This is a genomic window from Sphingobium sp. HWE2-09 (assembly GCF_035989265.1).
Taxonomy (GTDB): domain Bacteria; phylum Pseudomonadota; class Alphaproteobacteria; order Sphingomonadales; family Sphingomonadaceae; genus Sphingobium.
Genome location: NZ_JAYKZX010000003.1, coordinates 478,197 through 491,835, shown reverse-complemented (window position 1 = coordinate 491,835; position 13,639 = coordinate 478,197). Strand labels below are relative to the sequence as shown.

Below are 13,639 nucleotides of genomic sequence, written 5' to 3'. Positions count from 1 at the left end.
AATATGGGTAAGGAAGAGACATGACCAAATCCTACGACGCCGTCATCATCGGGGGCGGGCATAATGGCTTGGTCTGCGCCTTCTATCTGGCGCGGGCGGGGTATAAGGTCCGCATCCTGGAGCGGCGCGCTGTCGTCGGCGGCGCGGCGGTGACGGAGGAGTTTCGCCCCGGCTTCCGCAACTCGACCGCCAGCTATACCGTCAGCCTGCTCAACCCCAGGGTCATCCGCGACATGAAGCTGGTGGAGCATGGCTATCGCGTGATCGAGCGGCCGGTCAGCAATTTCCTGCCCCAGCCCGATGGCGGCTATTTGAAGCTGGGCGGCGGGCTGGAAAAGACGCAGGCGGAATTTCGCAAGTTCAGCGCGCAGGATGCGGCCGCCCTGCCCGCTTATTATGCCGCGCTGGAGGTGGTCGCCGACGTGCTGCGCGATCTGGTGCTGAAAAGCCCGCCCAATGTGGGCGACGGGCTGAGCATGATCGTGGAAGCGCTCAAGCAGGGGCGTCGGGTCGCGGAGTTAGGGCTGGAACAGCAGCGCGATGTGCTGGACCTGTTCACCAAGTCGGCGCGCGGCTTTCTGGATAGCTGGTTCGAAAGCGATGCGGTGAAGGCGGCGTTCGGCTTCGACGCGGTGGTCGGCAATTATGCTTCGCCAGATACACCGAGCAGCGCTTACGTCCTGTTGCACCACGTATTCGGCGAGGTGAACGGCAAAAAGGGCGCATGGGGCCATGTGGTCGGCGGCATGGGCGCGATCACGCAGATCATGGCGCAGGTCGTAACCGCCATGGGGGTGGAGATCAGCCTGGAAGCGCCGGTCCATACCGTGCTGGTGGATGGCGGACGCGCGGTCGGCGTGCAACTGGAAAGCGGCGAAGCGGTGATGGGTGGCGCAGTGATCGCCAATGTCGGGCCTAAACTGCTGTATGAGCAGATGGTGACGCCGGGCGACCTGCCCGCCGATTTTGCAAAGCGGATCAAGGCATTCAAGGCCGGGTCAGGCACGTTCCGCATGAATGTGGCGCTGGACGCCCTGCCCGACTTTACCTGCCTGCCCGGTATGGGCGAGCATCACCAGTCGGGGATCATCATCGCACCGACGCTGGATTATATGGACCGGGCGTTCATGGACGCCAAGCGCGACGGCTGGTCGAGAGCGCCAATCGTGGAAATGCTGATTCCTTCTACGGTGGATGATAGTCTGGCGCCGAAAGGCTGCCATGTCGCCAGCCTCTTTTGCCAGCAATTCGCGCCGACATTGCCGGATGGCCGGTCGTGGGACGATGCGCGCGAAGCCGCCGCAGACGATATCATCGCGACGGTGGAGGCCCATGCGCCGGGCTTCGCCAAGTCGGTCATCGCCCGGCAGATCCATTCACCGCTCGACCTGGAACGGAAGTTCGGGCTGGTCGGCGGCGACATCATGCATGGCAATCTGACGCTGGACCAGATGTGGGCGGCGCGGCCGGTGCTGGGCCATGGCGCCTATCGCGGCCCGGTGAAGGGGCTGTATATGTGCGGTGCGGGGACGCATCCGGGCGGCGGGGTGACCGGGGCACCTGGGTATAATGCCGCGCGCGAGGTGTTGCGGGACGGAACGCTGATCGGGAAATGGCGCGGGCGCCGGTAAGCGCCTTGCCCTCCCCCGCCTGCTTGCCTAAAGCACCGGCTCATGCCCGACATCTTCATACCCGATGCGACACCCGAGCTGACCGGCCGGGCGTTGTTTCCGCACAAGCATCTTCTGTCCATCGCGGACTTGAAGCCCTGGGAAATCCGTTTCCTGCTGGATGAAGCCGAACAATGGGCGCAGGCGAACCAGGGCCGCGCGCGCAAGCATGACGATCGACTGGCGGGTATGACCCAGATCAACGCCTTTTTCGAAAATAGCACGCGGACGCTGCTGTCGTTCGAAATTGCGGGCAAGCGGTTGGGCGCAGATGTCGTCAACATGCATGCCGGGCAGTCCAGCGTGAAGAAGGGCGAGACGCTGATCGACACGGCGATGACGCTCAATGCCATGGCCGCCGATGTGATCGTGATCCGCCATGCCAGTTCGGGCGCGGTGCGGCTGATCGCGGACAAGGTGGATTGCCCGGTGTTGAATGCGGGCGATGGCTGGCATCAGCATCCGACGCAGGCTTTGTTGGACGCACTGACGATCCGGCGGCGCAAGGGCGGGTTCGAGGGTTTGGTGGTCGCGATCTGCGGCGATGTGCTGCATAGCCGGGTGGCGCGCTCTAACATGCTGTGCTTGGCCGCGCTGGGCGCGCAGGTGCGCGCGGTGGCGCCGCCGACTTTGCTGCCGCCCGAGGTGGAGATGCTGGGGGCGACGCCCTTTACGCGCATGGACGAGGGGTTGGCGGGCGCGGACGTCGTCATGATGTTGCGGCTCCAGAATGAGCGGATGGACGGGGCGTTCATCCCCTCCCCGCGCGAATATCATGCGCTGTATGGGCTGACGCCCGAGCGGCTGGCGCTGGCCAAGCCCGACGCGCTGGTGATGCATCCAGGACCGATGAACCGCGGGGTGGAGATCAGCAGTTCCGTGGCGGACGACCCTGAACGGTCCGCGATCACCGAGCAGGTGGCGATGGGTGTGGCGGTGCGGATGGCATGCCTGGACGTGCTGACGCGCGGGGCGCGGGGCGTGGAGGGATGGGCGTGAGCATTCTATCCTCGTCCACCCTTGCCGCGCAGGCGGCAATCCATCTGCCACCCTATCCGCCTTCGCGAGGTCGGGAGATGGATTCCCGCCTTCGCGGAAATGACGGCATTTGGTGTGAGGGAATGACAGCGTGACCAAAATCGCCATCATCAACGGCCGCCTTGCCGATCCTGCAGCCGACGCGCTGACGCCCGGCGTCGTGCTGATCGAGGGCGACCGGATCGTCGCGACAGGCGATGTCGCGGTGCCGACCGACGCGCAGAGCGTCGATGCGCAGGGACTGGTCGTGGCCCCCGGCCTGATCGACCTGGGCGTCTTCGCCACCGATAAGCCGGCCTTTCATTTCGGCGGGATCACGCGCGCGGCGCTAATGCCCGACCAGCGTGCGCCGCTGGACGAGGTGGGCTTGATTCGGCAGGCGACGCGGGCGGGCAAGCCAGATTTCTGGGTGCATCCGATCGCGGCGGCGACGCGCGGATTGCAGGGCACCGAAATGGCCGAAATGGGCCTGATGCAAGCGGCGGGCGCGAAGGCGGTCGGCACCGGGCGGCAGTGGATCGCGGATTCGGGCGTGATGCTGCGCGTGCTGTCTTATGCCAGCGGCCTTGGCCTTACCGTCATCGCCCATGCCGAGGATAGCGGGCTGACGGCCAAGGCGGTGGCGACCAGCGGCGAGACGGCTACGCGACTGGGCCTGCCCCATGCACCCGCCTGCGCCGAAGCGCTGGCGATCGCTCGCGACATCATGCTGGTGCGCGAGACGGGTGCGGCGATCCATTTCCGGCTGGTGACGACGCAGACGGGCTTCGACTTGGTTCGCGCGGCCAAGGCGGAGGGGCTGAAGGTCACCTGCGGCATCAGTCCGGCCTATCTGTTCCTGAACGATCAGGCGGCGACCGATTTCCGCACCTTCGCGCGCCTGTCGCCGCCGCTGCGGGACGAGCGCGATCGGCAGGCGAGCCTGGCTGCGGTGGCGGACGGGACGGTGGACGTCATCACCTCCAGCCATGATCCGCGCGGGCCGGAGGACAAGCGCCTGCCCTTCGCCGACGCCTCGCCCGGCATGGCGGGGGCGGAGACGCTGTTGGCGCTGTCGCTCAATCTGGTGCGCGACGGGCATGTGACGATCAATCGATTGATGACGTTGCTGTCGGCCAATCCGGCCAAGATATTGGGCGTGGATGCGGGTGGCTTTGCGCCGGGCAGCGCCGCTGATCTGATCTTCGTCGATCCCGATGCGCCATGGATCGTGGATTCGGCGCGGATGGCGGCGGCGGCGGGCAATACGCCCTTCGACCGCGTGCCGGTACAGGGCCGGGTGCGGCGGATCATGAAGGGCGGCGTGTTTTACCGGGGCTGATCGGGTCGATGCGGCGTTGGTTAGCGGTTCTCCGCCGTTGGCTTCCTGGCCCGTTGCTCCGCCAGAAATTCGCTGATCGCCTGGCCGCTGGCGTTGAGCAGCGGATAGGTGCGCGCATCGGACAGCCAGTCGGGGCGACGCGCGCCGCTGCCGTAGAATGTGTCATAGACCAGGCTGAAAGCGAGGAAGAGCAGGGTCGCGCCGATCAGCCCCTTCACCGCGCCGAAGCCTGCGCCCAGCACGCGATCGACCGGGCCGAGGATCGATTGGCGGGTGCGACGGCCGATGGCGTGGGCTATCATCTTGCCGACGCCGAAGGTCACGCCGAAGACGAGGACCAGCGCCAGCATCGCCGCGCCGCTGCTGTTGCCGATGAAGGCGCTCAGCAATTCGGCGGCGGAGGCGTGGAACAGGCGGATCGCGAAGATCGCCAGCACCCAGGCGATGAGCGAGAGGGTTTCCAGCACGAAGCCGCGCATAAGGCCCAGCACGGCGCAACCGCCGATGGCGAGCAGGACGAGAATGTCGATGGCGTTCATGAATGAGCCTTGGTTTCCTAGCGCCGTCCCCAGCGAAAGCCAGGGTCCAGTTCCACCCCTTCCATCTGGACCCCGGTTTTCGCCGAGGCACAAGCTGGAGATTGCAGGCTGCGCTATCCGCGTCCCAGCATCTGGTCAACAAGCTGCGCTAGGGTGCGAAATCCGTTCACCGCTATGCCCTTCACCCCGTCGGCTGCCGCGGAAGGGATGAAGGCGCGGTTGAAGCCGAGCTTGGCCGCTTCGCGCAGACGCAGCGGCGCGTGGGCGACGGGACGGATTTCGCCCGACAGCGCGACTTCGCCGAACAGGATAACGTCCGAGGGCAGCGGCTTTTCCGACAGGGCGGACACCAGCGCGGCGGCAACGGCCAGATCGGCGGCCGGGTCCGACAGACGATATCCGCCCGCGACATTCAAATAGACTTCGCAGGTCGAGAAGCTGAGGCCGCAGCGCGCCTCCAGCACCGCCAGCACCATGGCGAGCCGCCCGCTGTCCCAGCCGACTACCGCGCGCCGGGGGGTGGCGCCGCTCGACAGGCGCACGACCAGCGCCTGGATTTCGACCAGCACCGGCCGCGTCCCTTCCAGCGCGGGGAAGACGGTGGCGCCCGTCACCGTTTCGTCGCGATGGGTCAGGAACAGGGCGGAGGGGTTGGCGACCTCCTCTAGTCCTTCCGCGACCATGGCGAAGACGCCGATCTCGTCGGTGCCGCCGAAGCGGTTCTTGATCGCGCGCAAGATACGATACTGGTGGCTGCGTTCCCCTTCGAACGCCAGTACGGTATCGACCATATGTTCCAGCACGCGCGGGCCGGCGATGCTGCCATCCTTGGTCACATGACCGACCAGAATCAGCGCGGTGCCGCGCTGCTTGGCGAATTTGATCAGTTCCTGGGACAAGGCGCGGACCTGGCTGACGGTGCCGGGCGCGCCTTCGATCAGGTCGCTGTGCATGGTCTGGATCGAATCGATGATCAGCAGCGCGGGTGGCGGACCTTCCCCCAGCGTCGTCAGGATATCGCGCACCGACGTCGCGCTGGCGAGCATGACCGGCGCATTGCCAAGTCCCAGCCGCTGCGCGCGCAGGCGGACCTGATCGGTCGCTTCCTCGCCACTGATATAGGCGACCGAAAGCCCGCGCGCGGCGATGCGCGCGGCGGCCTGCAACAGCAGGGTGGATTTGCCGATGCCCGGATCGCCGCCGATCAGCGTCGCCGATCCCGCGACGATACCGCCGCCCAGCGCCCGGTCGAACTCGGCGATGCCGGTGCCGGTGCGCGGCGGCAGTTCGACCTTGCTATCAAGGCCGATCAGCGTAATCGCGCGGCCGCCATTTTGCAGGTCGTGGCGGGAGGAGAAGACGGTTTCGGCCGCTTCCTCCACGATGCTGTTCCACTCGCCGCAATCCTCGCACTGGCCCTGCCAGCGGGCCGCGACGGTGCCGCATTGCTGACAGACGAATTTGCGCTTTGCCTTGGCCATGGCGGAGATATGGCGGGCAAATGCGAACAATGCAAGAACATCGATGCAGCGGCTGGAAACATCCGGCACGCTGGCGCATTGATCCGCTCATGAAGACAATCCGCGTCGCGAGCTATAATATCCGTAAGGCCATCGGCACCGACCGGCGACGGATTCCCGAACGGGTGCTGGAGGTGCTGGGCGAAGTGGATGCCGACATCGTCGCTCTGCAGGAAGCGGACCGGCGGTTCGGGGTGCGATCGGCGGCGATCCCGCCGCTGCTGCTCGACAGCCAGAGCAGCTACAAGGCGGTGCCGTTGAACGTGCAGGCGGATTCGATGGGCTGGCATGGCAATGCGCTGCTGGTGCGCAAACGCGCGGAACTGGGCGCGCATGACGTGCTGCACCTGCCCTATTTGGAGCCGCGCGGCGCGACCATGGCGGAGGTGACGATGGACGGCATCGGCATTCGCGTGTTCGGGATGCATCTGGACCTGTCGGGCCTGTGGCGGCGGCGGCAGGCGGCGGCAGTGATCAATGCGGCGGCGCAGGGCGCGGCTATGCCGACCGTGTTGATGGGCGACCTCAACGAATGGAGCGCGGGGCGCGGGTGCCTGGCCGATTTTGCGCGGCATTATAGCTTTGCACCATGCGGGCGCAGTTTCCATGCCCAGCGACCGGTAGCGCGGCTGGACCGGATCATGCATTGCGGCAAGCTGACACTCAAGGAGTGCGGCGTGCATGAAAGCGCGGCGGCGCGGAAGGCTTCGGACCATCTGCCGATCTGGGCGGAGTTTGCGGTTGGGTAAATCAAATAGCGTGTGTTCCCGCGGAGGCGGGAACCCAGTTCAGACGGCGGGACTGGGTTCCCGCCTGCGCGGGAACACGCATCTTTTAATGCGAGCTTTAGGCACGCTGCTTGTCCGTTAACCGCTCGACAAGTCCCTCGCCCTCTGCGACGTTCGGCCCATGAAGGAGCGGGAATTGCGCCTAGCGCTGGTCTGCTATGGCGGGATCAGCCTGGCGATCTACATGCATGGCATCACCAAGGAGGTGTGGCATCTGGCCCGCGCCAGCCGCGCCTTTCATGAAGGCGCGCCGCCCGGTGGCGCGAGCGAGGCGGTCTATCATCGCCTGCTGGCCGACATTGAGGCGGCAAGCGGCGTGCGGCTGCGCGTCATGCCCGACATCATCGCCGGGGCCAGCGCAGGCGGGATCAACGGTATCTTTCTGGCACAGGCGATCGAGACGGGCCAGTCGCTGGAGCCGCTGACACGCATGTGGCTGGACAATGCCGATGTCGACCGGTTGCTCGACCCGGACGCGCGCCCTGCCCGCGCCATGACCAAATTCTGGGCGACGCCCCTGGTGTGGATGGCGGCGCGGCGGCCCGGCGATGCGGTGGAGCGCACTGTTGCGCCGGACACGCGGGAGGAGGTGCGGATGAAACTCTCCCGCTTCATCCGGTCGCGCTGGTTCGAGCCGCCCTTTGGCGGGGAGATATTCTCCACTATGTTGATCGACGCGTTCGATGCGATGGCGGCGACCGGCAATGGCCCGCCGCTATTGCCCCACGGGCATCCGCTGGACCTGTTCGTCACCGTCACGGATTTCGAGGGACATCCCCAGAGCCTGAACCTTAACAGCCCGGCGCAGGTGATCGAGACGGAGCATCGCTTGTCAATCGGCTTCAAGGCGCGCGGACGCGGCGACAGGGACTTTGCCGATCCGGCCGAACTGGTGTTCGCGGCGCGGGCGACGGCCAGCTTCCCGGGCGCCTTTCCGCCCTTTACCGTGCGCGAACTGGACAAGGTTTTGAAGCGTCGCCATCGCGCCTGGCCGACGCGCGACGCGTTTCTGGGCCGCGCCCTGCCCCGCCATGCCGCGCGCGGGACGGCGGAGGACGCGGTGCTGATCGACGGATCGGTGCTGGCGAACGCGCCCTTCGCCCAGGCGATCGGTGCGCTGCGCAACCGGCCCTCGCGGCGTGAGGTCGACCGGCGCTTCGTCTATATCGATCCCAAGCCTGGGCACCGGTCCATTCGCCTGAACAAGGAAGGCGAGCAGCAGGATGCGCCGGTCGGCGAAGATGCGCCGCTGCCCGGCTTCTTCCGCACCATCTTCGGCGCGCTGAGCGACATTCCGCGCGAACAGCCGATCCGCGACAATCTGGAGGCGATCGATCGGCATAGCGCGCGCATCCGGCGGATGCGGCGCATCCTGGACGCGCTGCGCCCCGGCATGGAAGCCGAAGTGGAAAGCGCGGTTGGGCGGATGCTGTTCCTGGACCGGCCGACGCCCGCGCGCCTGTCCGCCTGGCGCGCCAAGGCGCAGCAGCGCGCGGCGAGCGCGGCGGGCTTTGCCTATCCGGCCTATGGTCACCTCAAACTGTCGGGCATCGTCGAGGCGCTGTCCACCCTGCTGTTCCGCCTTTCGGGCGAGGATAGCGCGATGATGCGGGAAAGCTATCGGCAGGCGATTTGGGCGGCGATCCGTCAGGACGGGGCGGACGCGTTGAGCGAGGATGGCGGATCATCCTCCGCGCCGGTCGCCTTCTTCCGCGCCCACGACCTGGCCTTTCGCATCCGACGATTGCGTTACCTCGCGCGGCGGTTGGCCGATACGCTGGAACTGGCGGTGGAGGCGGATGATCCTGCGGTGCAGGCGATGCATGACGCCATCTATGGTGCGCTAACGCTCTATGCCGAGTGCGAGGACAGCGATTTCCATGGCCCGGCGGTGGTGGCGGCGGCCAAGGCGGTGCCGACCGATGCCGCCGCGGCGCTGGACGCCGTCGCGCAGGCGCGCGGGCTGAGCGCGCGGGACGAGGCGGCGGACCAGATGCTGGCCGACGCCTTTGCCGCATTGCCCAAGGCCAGCCGCCGCACGATGTTGCTAGCCTATCTGGGCTTCCCCTTCACCGATATCGCCACCCTACCGTTGCTCCAGGGTGACACTCTGGATGAATATGATCCGGTCAAGGTCGACCGGATTTCGCCCGAGGATTGCGCCGCGATCCGGAGCGGCGGGGCGGCGGCGACGCTCAAAGGGATTGAATTCAACAACTTCGGCGCGTTCTTCAGCAGGGTCTATCGGGAAAACGACTATCTGTGGGGCCGCCTGCATGGCGTCGAGCGGCTTCTGGACATCGTGATTTCGGCAATGCCCGTAGCAAGCCGTCTTTCGCCCGAGGCACTGGCCGACTATAGGCGGGCCGCGTTTCTGGCGATCCTGGACGAGGAAGAGTCGCGGCTGCCCCATGTGGCCGATTTGATCGCCAATTTGCGGGAGGAGATCGGGTGAGCGGGCGTGTGAGTCTTGTTCCGGTGATGCTGATGCTGGCGCTGGTCGCGGGCTGCAAAGACTCGTCCGCCGACAGTGCGCAGGCCGATAGCGGCCCGACGCAGCCGGTCGCGACCGTCGCCGCCATCGCCCCGCAACCCGAAGCGTCGCCAGCGCCGGTCAAGGTCGCCGCCCCGGTGAAGACGCCGCCGGTCGTGACGGTGCGCGCGCAACCTGCACCGCGCAATCCGCTGGACCTGCCGCCGTCGGACGATGACGGCACTGCCCTGCCCTTTCCCCAGGAAGTGACCAGCTTCATGGTCGATCGCGACGGGTGCGACCATTTCCGGGGCGAAGAACCCTATGACGCGGAACGGCGCGCCTATATCGCCGAGAATATCGCCGAACTATGCCATGGCACCGACGCCAAGCTGGCGATGCTGCGGCGGCGCTATGCCGGGGACCAATCGGTCACGGCAGCGCTGCGCGGCTATGATGAGCATATCGAGGGCGTGAGCCGCTACTAGGTGCCCAGCGCGTCGATGGCGTGGGCGACGTCGATGTCGCGTTGCGACAGGCCGCCCGCGTCATGGGTGGTGAGCAGAATATCCACCCGATTATAGACGTTCGACCATTCGGGATGATGATCGGCCTTTTCGGCCAATATCGCCACCCGGGTCATGAAACCGAAGGCGCCGATGAAATCGGTGAAGGTGAAGCGGCGCGATATGCCGTCGGGGTCCGCCACCGCCGTCCATTGCGGCAAGTCCGCCAGCGCCAGCGCGCGATCCTCATCGCTGAGTTTACCAATCATGTCCCTATCCTCATGAAATGCCTTGCGGTATGTGGCAGGCATGTCGCACCCCGGTCAACCACCCCGCCTTGCCCCGACGCCCCAGGAGATCGAGACGCTCGCGCTGGAGGCGCTGAGCCGCCTGCCCGATCCGTTCAACGCGCATCTGTCGGACGTGGTGCTGTTCGTGGAGGAGTTCGCCGCCGCCGACATCTTGAAAGAGATGGAGATTGACGACCCGTTCGGCCTGACCGGTCTGTATAGCGGCCGTCCGGTGGGCCAGGAGGCGCAGACCGGGGACATACCGCCGACCGTGCATCTGTTCCGCCGCCCGCTGCTGGACGAATGGGTGGAAACCGGCGTGCCGCTGGACGTGCTGATCACCCATGTCGTGGTGCATGAGATTGGCCATCATTTCGGCCTGTCCGACATCGACATGCATGTGCTGGAGGATATGGTCGCTTCATGACCGGGGCGGCGCTGCGCCTGGACGGGCTGGCCTGCCTGCGCGGCGGGCGGATGCTGTTCCGGGGCGTGAATCTGACATTGGCGGCGGGCGGCGGCGCGTTGCTGACCGGTCCCAATGGCGTGGGCAAGTCCAGCCTGTTGCGAGTGATCGCCGGGTTGCTGCCCGCTTTTGCCGGGACCGTGGCGCGGACCGGCGGCATGGCGCTGACCGACGAGCGGCTGGCGCTGGATGGCGACCTGCCGCTGGGACGGGCGCTGGATTTCTGGGCTAAGCTGGACCGGGCCGATGCGCAGGCGGTGGCAAGCGCGCTGGACGCGATGGCGCTGACGGCGTTGGCCGATGTGCCAGTGCGGATGCTATCGACCGGACAGCGCAAGCGGGCGATGCTGGCGCGGGTGATCGCCAGCGGGGCGGCGATCTGGCTGCTGGACGAGCCGGGCAATGGGCTTGACACGGCATCGACGGCGCTGCTGGGCGCGGCAGTGGCGGCGCATCTGGCGGCGGGCGGGATCGTGGTCGCCGCGTCGCACCAGCCGCTGCCGATCGACGCGCCGGTGACGTTGGCGCTCGCCGATTATCAGGCGGATGCGGCATGAGGCTGTTGTGGTTGCTGGCGACGCGGGATTTGCGCCAGGCCTGGGCGTCGGCGGGGCTGTGGCTGCCGGTTGCCTTCCTGCTGCTGGTCGCGAGTCTTTATCCTTTCGCGGTCGGGCCGGATGCGGCGCTGTTGGGACGCACCGGCGGGGGCATGTTGTGGATTGCGGCGTTGCTCGCCAGCCTGTTGCCGGTCGATCGGCTGATCGCGCCGGACATGGAAGCGGGCGTGCTGGACCAGATCGCGCTGCGCGGCATCGGCGAGGAGATGGTGGTGATCGCCCGGCTGGCGGCGCACTGGCTGGGCTTCGGGCCGCCGCTGATGATCGCTGCTTTGCCTGCGGCTGCGCTGCTGAAGCTGGACGGCGGGACGATCGTGACGCTGGAGATCGGGCTGCTCATCGGCACGCCCGCGTTGGCGGCGTTGGGGCTGCTGGTGGCGACGCTGACGGCGGGATTGCGGTCGAGCGGGGCGCTGGCGGGGTTGTTGGCGTTGCCGCTGGCGGTGCCTCTGCTGATCTTCGGCGCGGGGACGCTGGGCGACGGGAGCGGCGCGGCGTTGAAGTTCCTGGCCGCGGCGTCGTTGTTGCTGGTGGCGATCACGCCTTTTGCCGGGGGGCGGCGATCCGGGCCGGGCGGGAATAGAATGTGCTGCGCTTAACTTCGCACTTTTCCCGCTGGTTTTGACATTTTGTTGCGGGGGTTTGATCCTATTGGAAAGTTGGCGGGTTGGTGACGGCAGGCGATCTGACCATGGCAGGATGATGCCGTGTAGGACAGGGAGTGGTTGCGACAGTTAGCGACCACCTGCCGACGTTATTCCCGCTAGCGGGAGGGGGTGAGGGGGTGGGCAAGCGCAAGGTTGCATTGGCCCACCCCGCTGCGACTAACGCGCTGCGCGCGCAAGTCTCGCTGCCCCTCCCGCAAGCGGGCGGGGCAGAGTCACCTGAACGTCTCCATTCTAACCATTACCGTCATCCCAGCGTTTGTTGCCATGACGGGGGAAAAAGCCGACAGTCACTTCCCTCATTTTACGTGCTCGGCCGCAGCCAACACGTGCCTCCCCTTCCCCCTCGACCTCGACATCCCCCTGCCCTTCCACCAAAGGCGAGCGATGTTCGGCCTGATCGCGTCCATTCTGTTCGTTCTCATCTGGTCCACCGGCTTCATCGTCGCACGGGCGGTGGTGCCGCATGGGGCACCGGAGTTGATTCTGGCGGTGCGGTTGACGATTACCGCGCTGCTGCTGGGCGGGGCGGCGGTTTATGCGCGGCAGCGGTGGCCCAGCGGCAGGCGGCTGGGGCTGCATCTGGCGGCAGGCGCGATGTTGCATGGGTTGTATCTGACGCTCAGCTGGTGGGCGGTGAGCCATGGCATGCCTGCCGGGATCATGTCGTTGCTAGGCGCGACCCAGCCGCTGATGGTGGCGGTGGCGAGCGTCATGTTGCTGGGTGATCGGTTGCCGGGGCGCAGTTGGGCGGGGCTGGCCATTGCAATCGGCGGGGTGGTGTGCGTGCTGCTGCCCGCGCTGGAGCGCAGCGGCGCAGGGTCGATCAGCGTGGTCCCGGTGGTGGCGGGGGTGGTCGCGGTGATCGCCATGACCGGCGGGACGCTGATCCAGCGCGGTGCGATTGCGGGCGATCCGATCCTGATGTCGGGCGCGGTGCAGAATCTGGGCGGGGCGCTGGTGGCGATCGCCGCGACGCTGATCGTGGGGGAATGGCGCTGGGACAATCACCCGACGCTGTGGATCGGGCTTGGCTGGTCGGTGTTGGGCCTGTCGGCGGGCGGGCTGTCGTTATTGGTATGGCTGGTGCGGCATCAGGGGCCGACGCGCATGTCGATGCTGTTGCTGCTGGTGCCGCCGCTGGCCGCGATCGAGGCGTGGCTGCTGTTCGGCGAGCGGCTGGGGCCGGCGCAGCTGGTCGGTTTCGCGCTGGCGCTGGGCGGGGTGCTGTTGGGGCGGTCGCAGGGTAAGAAGGCTGTGGCTGCCGAGCCGGGCTGAACACATCTAAGCCATTGATATTTTTAGGCTTCGCTTTGCTCAGCCGTGCCCTTCGACAGGCTCAGGGCGAACGGGGTTTCGAGCTAAGCGCGCTATTTGATAAGTGAGCGGCGCCCTATCGTCCCGCCTTACCCCTCGCGCAATTGCTCGTGGTGGCGGATCACTTCGTCGATGATGAAGCGCAGGAATTTTTCGGTGAAGTCGGGGTCGAGCTTCGCGTCGAGCGCCAGTTGGCGCAGGCGGGTGATCTGCCGTTCCTCCCGGCCGGGATCGGCGGGGGCAGATCGTGAGTCGCTTTATACTCGCCCACGGCCTGGGTGACCTTGAACCGTTCGGCCAGCATGAACACCAGCGCCGCGTCGATATTGTCGATGCTTTCGCGATAGCGGTTCAATGTCTCGTCCATGTGCGGCTCCGGTTCCAGATGGCGGGCTTTTTGCCGCATCCGGCGCCCGGTGCAAGCTATTC

12 protein-coding genes and 2 pseudogenes are annotated in these 13,639 nt (G+C 66.5%); 10 read left to right on the top strand and 4 right to left on the bottom strand.

The window, feature by feature from the left end; all coding sequences use genetic code 11:
- Positions 1-20 precede the first annotated feature (20 nt).
- The 3 genes from U5A89_RS07855 to U5A89_RS07845 all read left to right on the top strand — a co-directional run bounded on the left by U5A89_RS07855 (position 21) and on the right by U5A89_RS07845 (position 4,029).
- Complete coding sequence (locus U5A89_RS07855) at positions 21-1,631, top strand: phytoene desaturase family protein (RefSeq protein WP_338160621.1); 1,611 nt, start codon at positions 21-23, stop codon at positions 1,629-1,631.
- A 42-nt stretch (positions 1,632-1,673) separates the two neighbouring features.
- The gene (locus U5A89_RS07850; RefSeq protein ID WP_338160620.1) at positions 1,674-2,669 is read left to right on the top strand and encodes an aspartate carbamoyltransferase catalytic subunit; all 996 of its coding nucleotides are present in this window, start codon (positions 1,674-1,676) and stop codon (positions 2,667-2,669) included.
- A 130-nt stretch (positions 2,670-2,799) separates the two neighbouring features.
- Positions 2,800-4,029 (top strand): dihydroorotase, encoded by a 1,230-nt coding sequence (locus U5A89_RS07845; RefSeq protein WP_338160619.1) that lies wholly within the window; start codon positions 2,800-2,802, stop codon positions 4,027-4,029.
- Positions 4,030-4,049: 20 nt separating this feature from the next.
- On the opposite strand, the gene U5A89_RS07840 is transcribed toward U5A89_RS07845, so the two are convergent.
- Both U5A89_RS07840 and radA read right to left on the bottom strand, forming a co-directional pair.
- The gene (locus U5A89_RS07840; protein ID WP_338160618.1) at positions 4,050-4,568 is read right to left on the bottom strand and encodes a CvpA family protein; all 519 of its coding nucleotides are present in this window, start codon (positions 4,566-4,568) and stop codon (positions 4,050-4,052) included.
- 113 nt (positions 4,569-4,681) lie between these two features.
- The gene (radA, locus tag U5A89_RS07835; RefSeq protein WP_338160617.1) at positions 4,682-6,049 is read right to left on the bottom strand and encodes a DNA repair protein RadA; all 1,368 of its coding nucleotides are present in this window, start codon (positions 6,047-6,049) and stop codon (positions 4,682-4,684) included.
- Positions 6,050-6,138: 89 nt separating this feature from the next.
- Between radA and U5A89_RS07830 the strand changes: the two genes are divergently transcribed.
- The 3 genes from U5A89_RS07830 to U5A89_RS07820 all read left to right on the top strand — a co-directional run bounded on the left by U5A89_RS07830 (position 6,139) and on the right by U5A89_RS07820 (position 9,837).
- Complete coding sequence (locus U5A89_RS07830) at positions 6,139-6,837, top strand: endonuclease/exonuclease/phosphatase family protein (protein WP_338160616.1); 699 nt, start codon at positions 6,139-6,141, stop codon at positions 6,835-6,837.
- Between the two features lie 160 nt (positions 6,838-6,997).
- Positions 6,998-9,331 (top strand): patatin-like protein, encoded by a 2,334-nt coding sequence (locus U5A89_RS07825; RefSeq protein WP_338160615.1) that lies wholly within the window; start codon positions 6,998-7,000, stop codon positions 9,329-9,331.
- A 26-nt stretch (positions 9,332-9,357) separates the two neighbouring features.
- Positions 9,358-9,837 carry a hypothetical protein gene (locus U5A89_RS07820; RefSeq protein WP_445190692.1) on the top strand — a complete coding sequence of 160 codons (480 nt, stop codon included), beginning with the start codon at positions 9,358-9,360 and terminating at the stop codon, positions 9,835-9,837.
- Here U5A89_RS07820 and U5A89_RS07815 read toward each other — a convergent pair.
- Positions 9,834-10,124, bottom strand: a complete 291-nt coding sequence (locus tag U5A89_RS07815; RefSeq protein ID WP_338160613.1) for a 4a-hydroxytetrahydrobiopterin dehydratase — start codon at positions 10,122-10,124, stop codon at positions 9,834-9,836. The genes U5A89_RS07820 and U5A89_RS07815 overlap by 4 nt on opposite strands.
- Positions 10,125-10,164: 40 nt before the next feature.
- On the opposite strand from U5A89_RS07815, the gene U5A89_RS07810 reads away from it, so the two are divergent.
- The 4 genes and pseudogenes from U5A89_RS07810 (at position 10,165) to U5A89_RS07795 (ending at position 13,171) form a co-directional block, all read left to right on the top strand.
- Entirely contained in the window at positions 10,165-10,572 is a 408-nt protein-coding gene (locus U5A89_RS07810) for a metallopeptidase family protein (RefSeq protein WP_338160612.1), read from the top strand.
- A complete protein-coding gene (gene ccmA / locus U5A89_RS07805; protein ID WP_338160611.1) occupies positions 10,569-11,168 on the top strand; it encodes a heme ABC exporter ATP-binding protein CcmA in 600 nt (199 codons plus the stop codon). The genes U5A89_RS07810 and ccmA overlap by 4 nt, the downstream gene beginning before the upstream one ends.
- Positions 11,165-11,811, top strand: a pseudogene (locus U5A89_RS07800) (heme exporter protein CcmB). Before ccmA ends, U5A89_RS07800 begins: the two are co-directional and overlap by 4 nt.
- 469 nt (positions 11,812-12,280) lie before the next feature.
- Positions 12,281-13,171, top strand: coding sequence for a DMT family transporter (locus tag U5A89_RS07795; RefSeq protein ID WP_338160610.1), 891 nt, complete (start codon positions 12,281-12,283; stop codon positions 13,169-13,171).
- Between the two features lie 128 nt (positions 13,172-13,299).
- On the opposite strand, the pseudogene U5A89_RS07790 reads toward U5A89_RS07795, so the two are convergent.
- Positions 13,300-13,577, bottom strand: a pseudogene (locus U5A89_RS07790) (chorismate mutase).
- Between the last annotated feature and the right edge of the window lie 62 nt (positions 13,578-13,639).

Bases quoted from the DNA above. Each gene is read 5' to 3' on its own strand.
- U5A89_RS07855 (WP_338160621.1), top strand. From the start codon at position 21: ATGACCAAATCCTACGACGCCGTCATCATCGGGGGCGGGCATAATGGC.
- U5A89_RS07850 (WP_338160620.1), top strand. From the start codon at position 1,674: ATGCCCGACATCTTCATACCCGATGCGACACCCGAGCTGACCGGCCGG.
- U5A89_RS07840 (WP_338160618.1), bottom strand. From the start codon at position 4,568: ATGAACGCCATCGACATTCTCGTCCTGCTCGCCATCGGCGGTTGCGCC.
- radA (WP_338160617.1), bottom strand. From the start codon at position 6,049: ATGGCCAAGGCAAAGCGCAAATTCGTCTGTCAGCAATGCGGCACCGTC.
- U5A89_RS07830 (WP_338160616.1), top strand. From the start codon at position 6,139: ATGAAGACAATCCGCGTCGCGAGCTATAATATCCGTAAGGCCATCGGC.
- U5A89_RS07825 (WP_338160615.1), top strand. From the start codon at position 6,998: ATGAAGGAGCGGGAATTGCGCCTAGCGCTGGTCTGCTATGGCGGGATC.
- U5A89_RS07820 (WP_445190692.1), top strand. From the start codon at position 9,358: ATGCTGATGCTGGCGCTGGTCGCGGGCTGCAAAGACTCGTCCGCCGAC.
- U5A89_RS07815 (WP_338160613.1), bottom strand. From the start codon at position 10,124: ATGATTGGTAAACTCAGCGATGAGGATCGCGCGCTGGCGCTGGCGGAC.
- U5A89_RS07810 (WP_338160612.1), top strand. From the start codon at position 10,165: ATGTCGCACCCCGGTCAACCACCCCGCCTTGCCCCGACGCCCCAGGAG.
- ccmA (WP_338160611.1), top strand. From the start codon at position 10,569: ATGACCGGGGCGGCGCTGCGCCTGGACGGGCTGGCCTGCCTGCGCGGC.
- U5A89_RS07795 (WP_338160610.1), top strand. From the start codon at position 12,281: ATGTTCGGCCTGATCGCGTCCATTCTGTTCGTTCTCATCTGGTCCACC.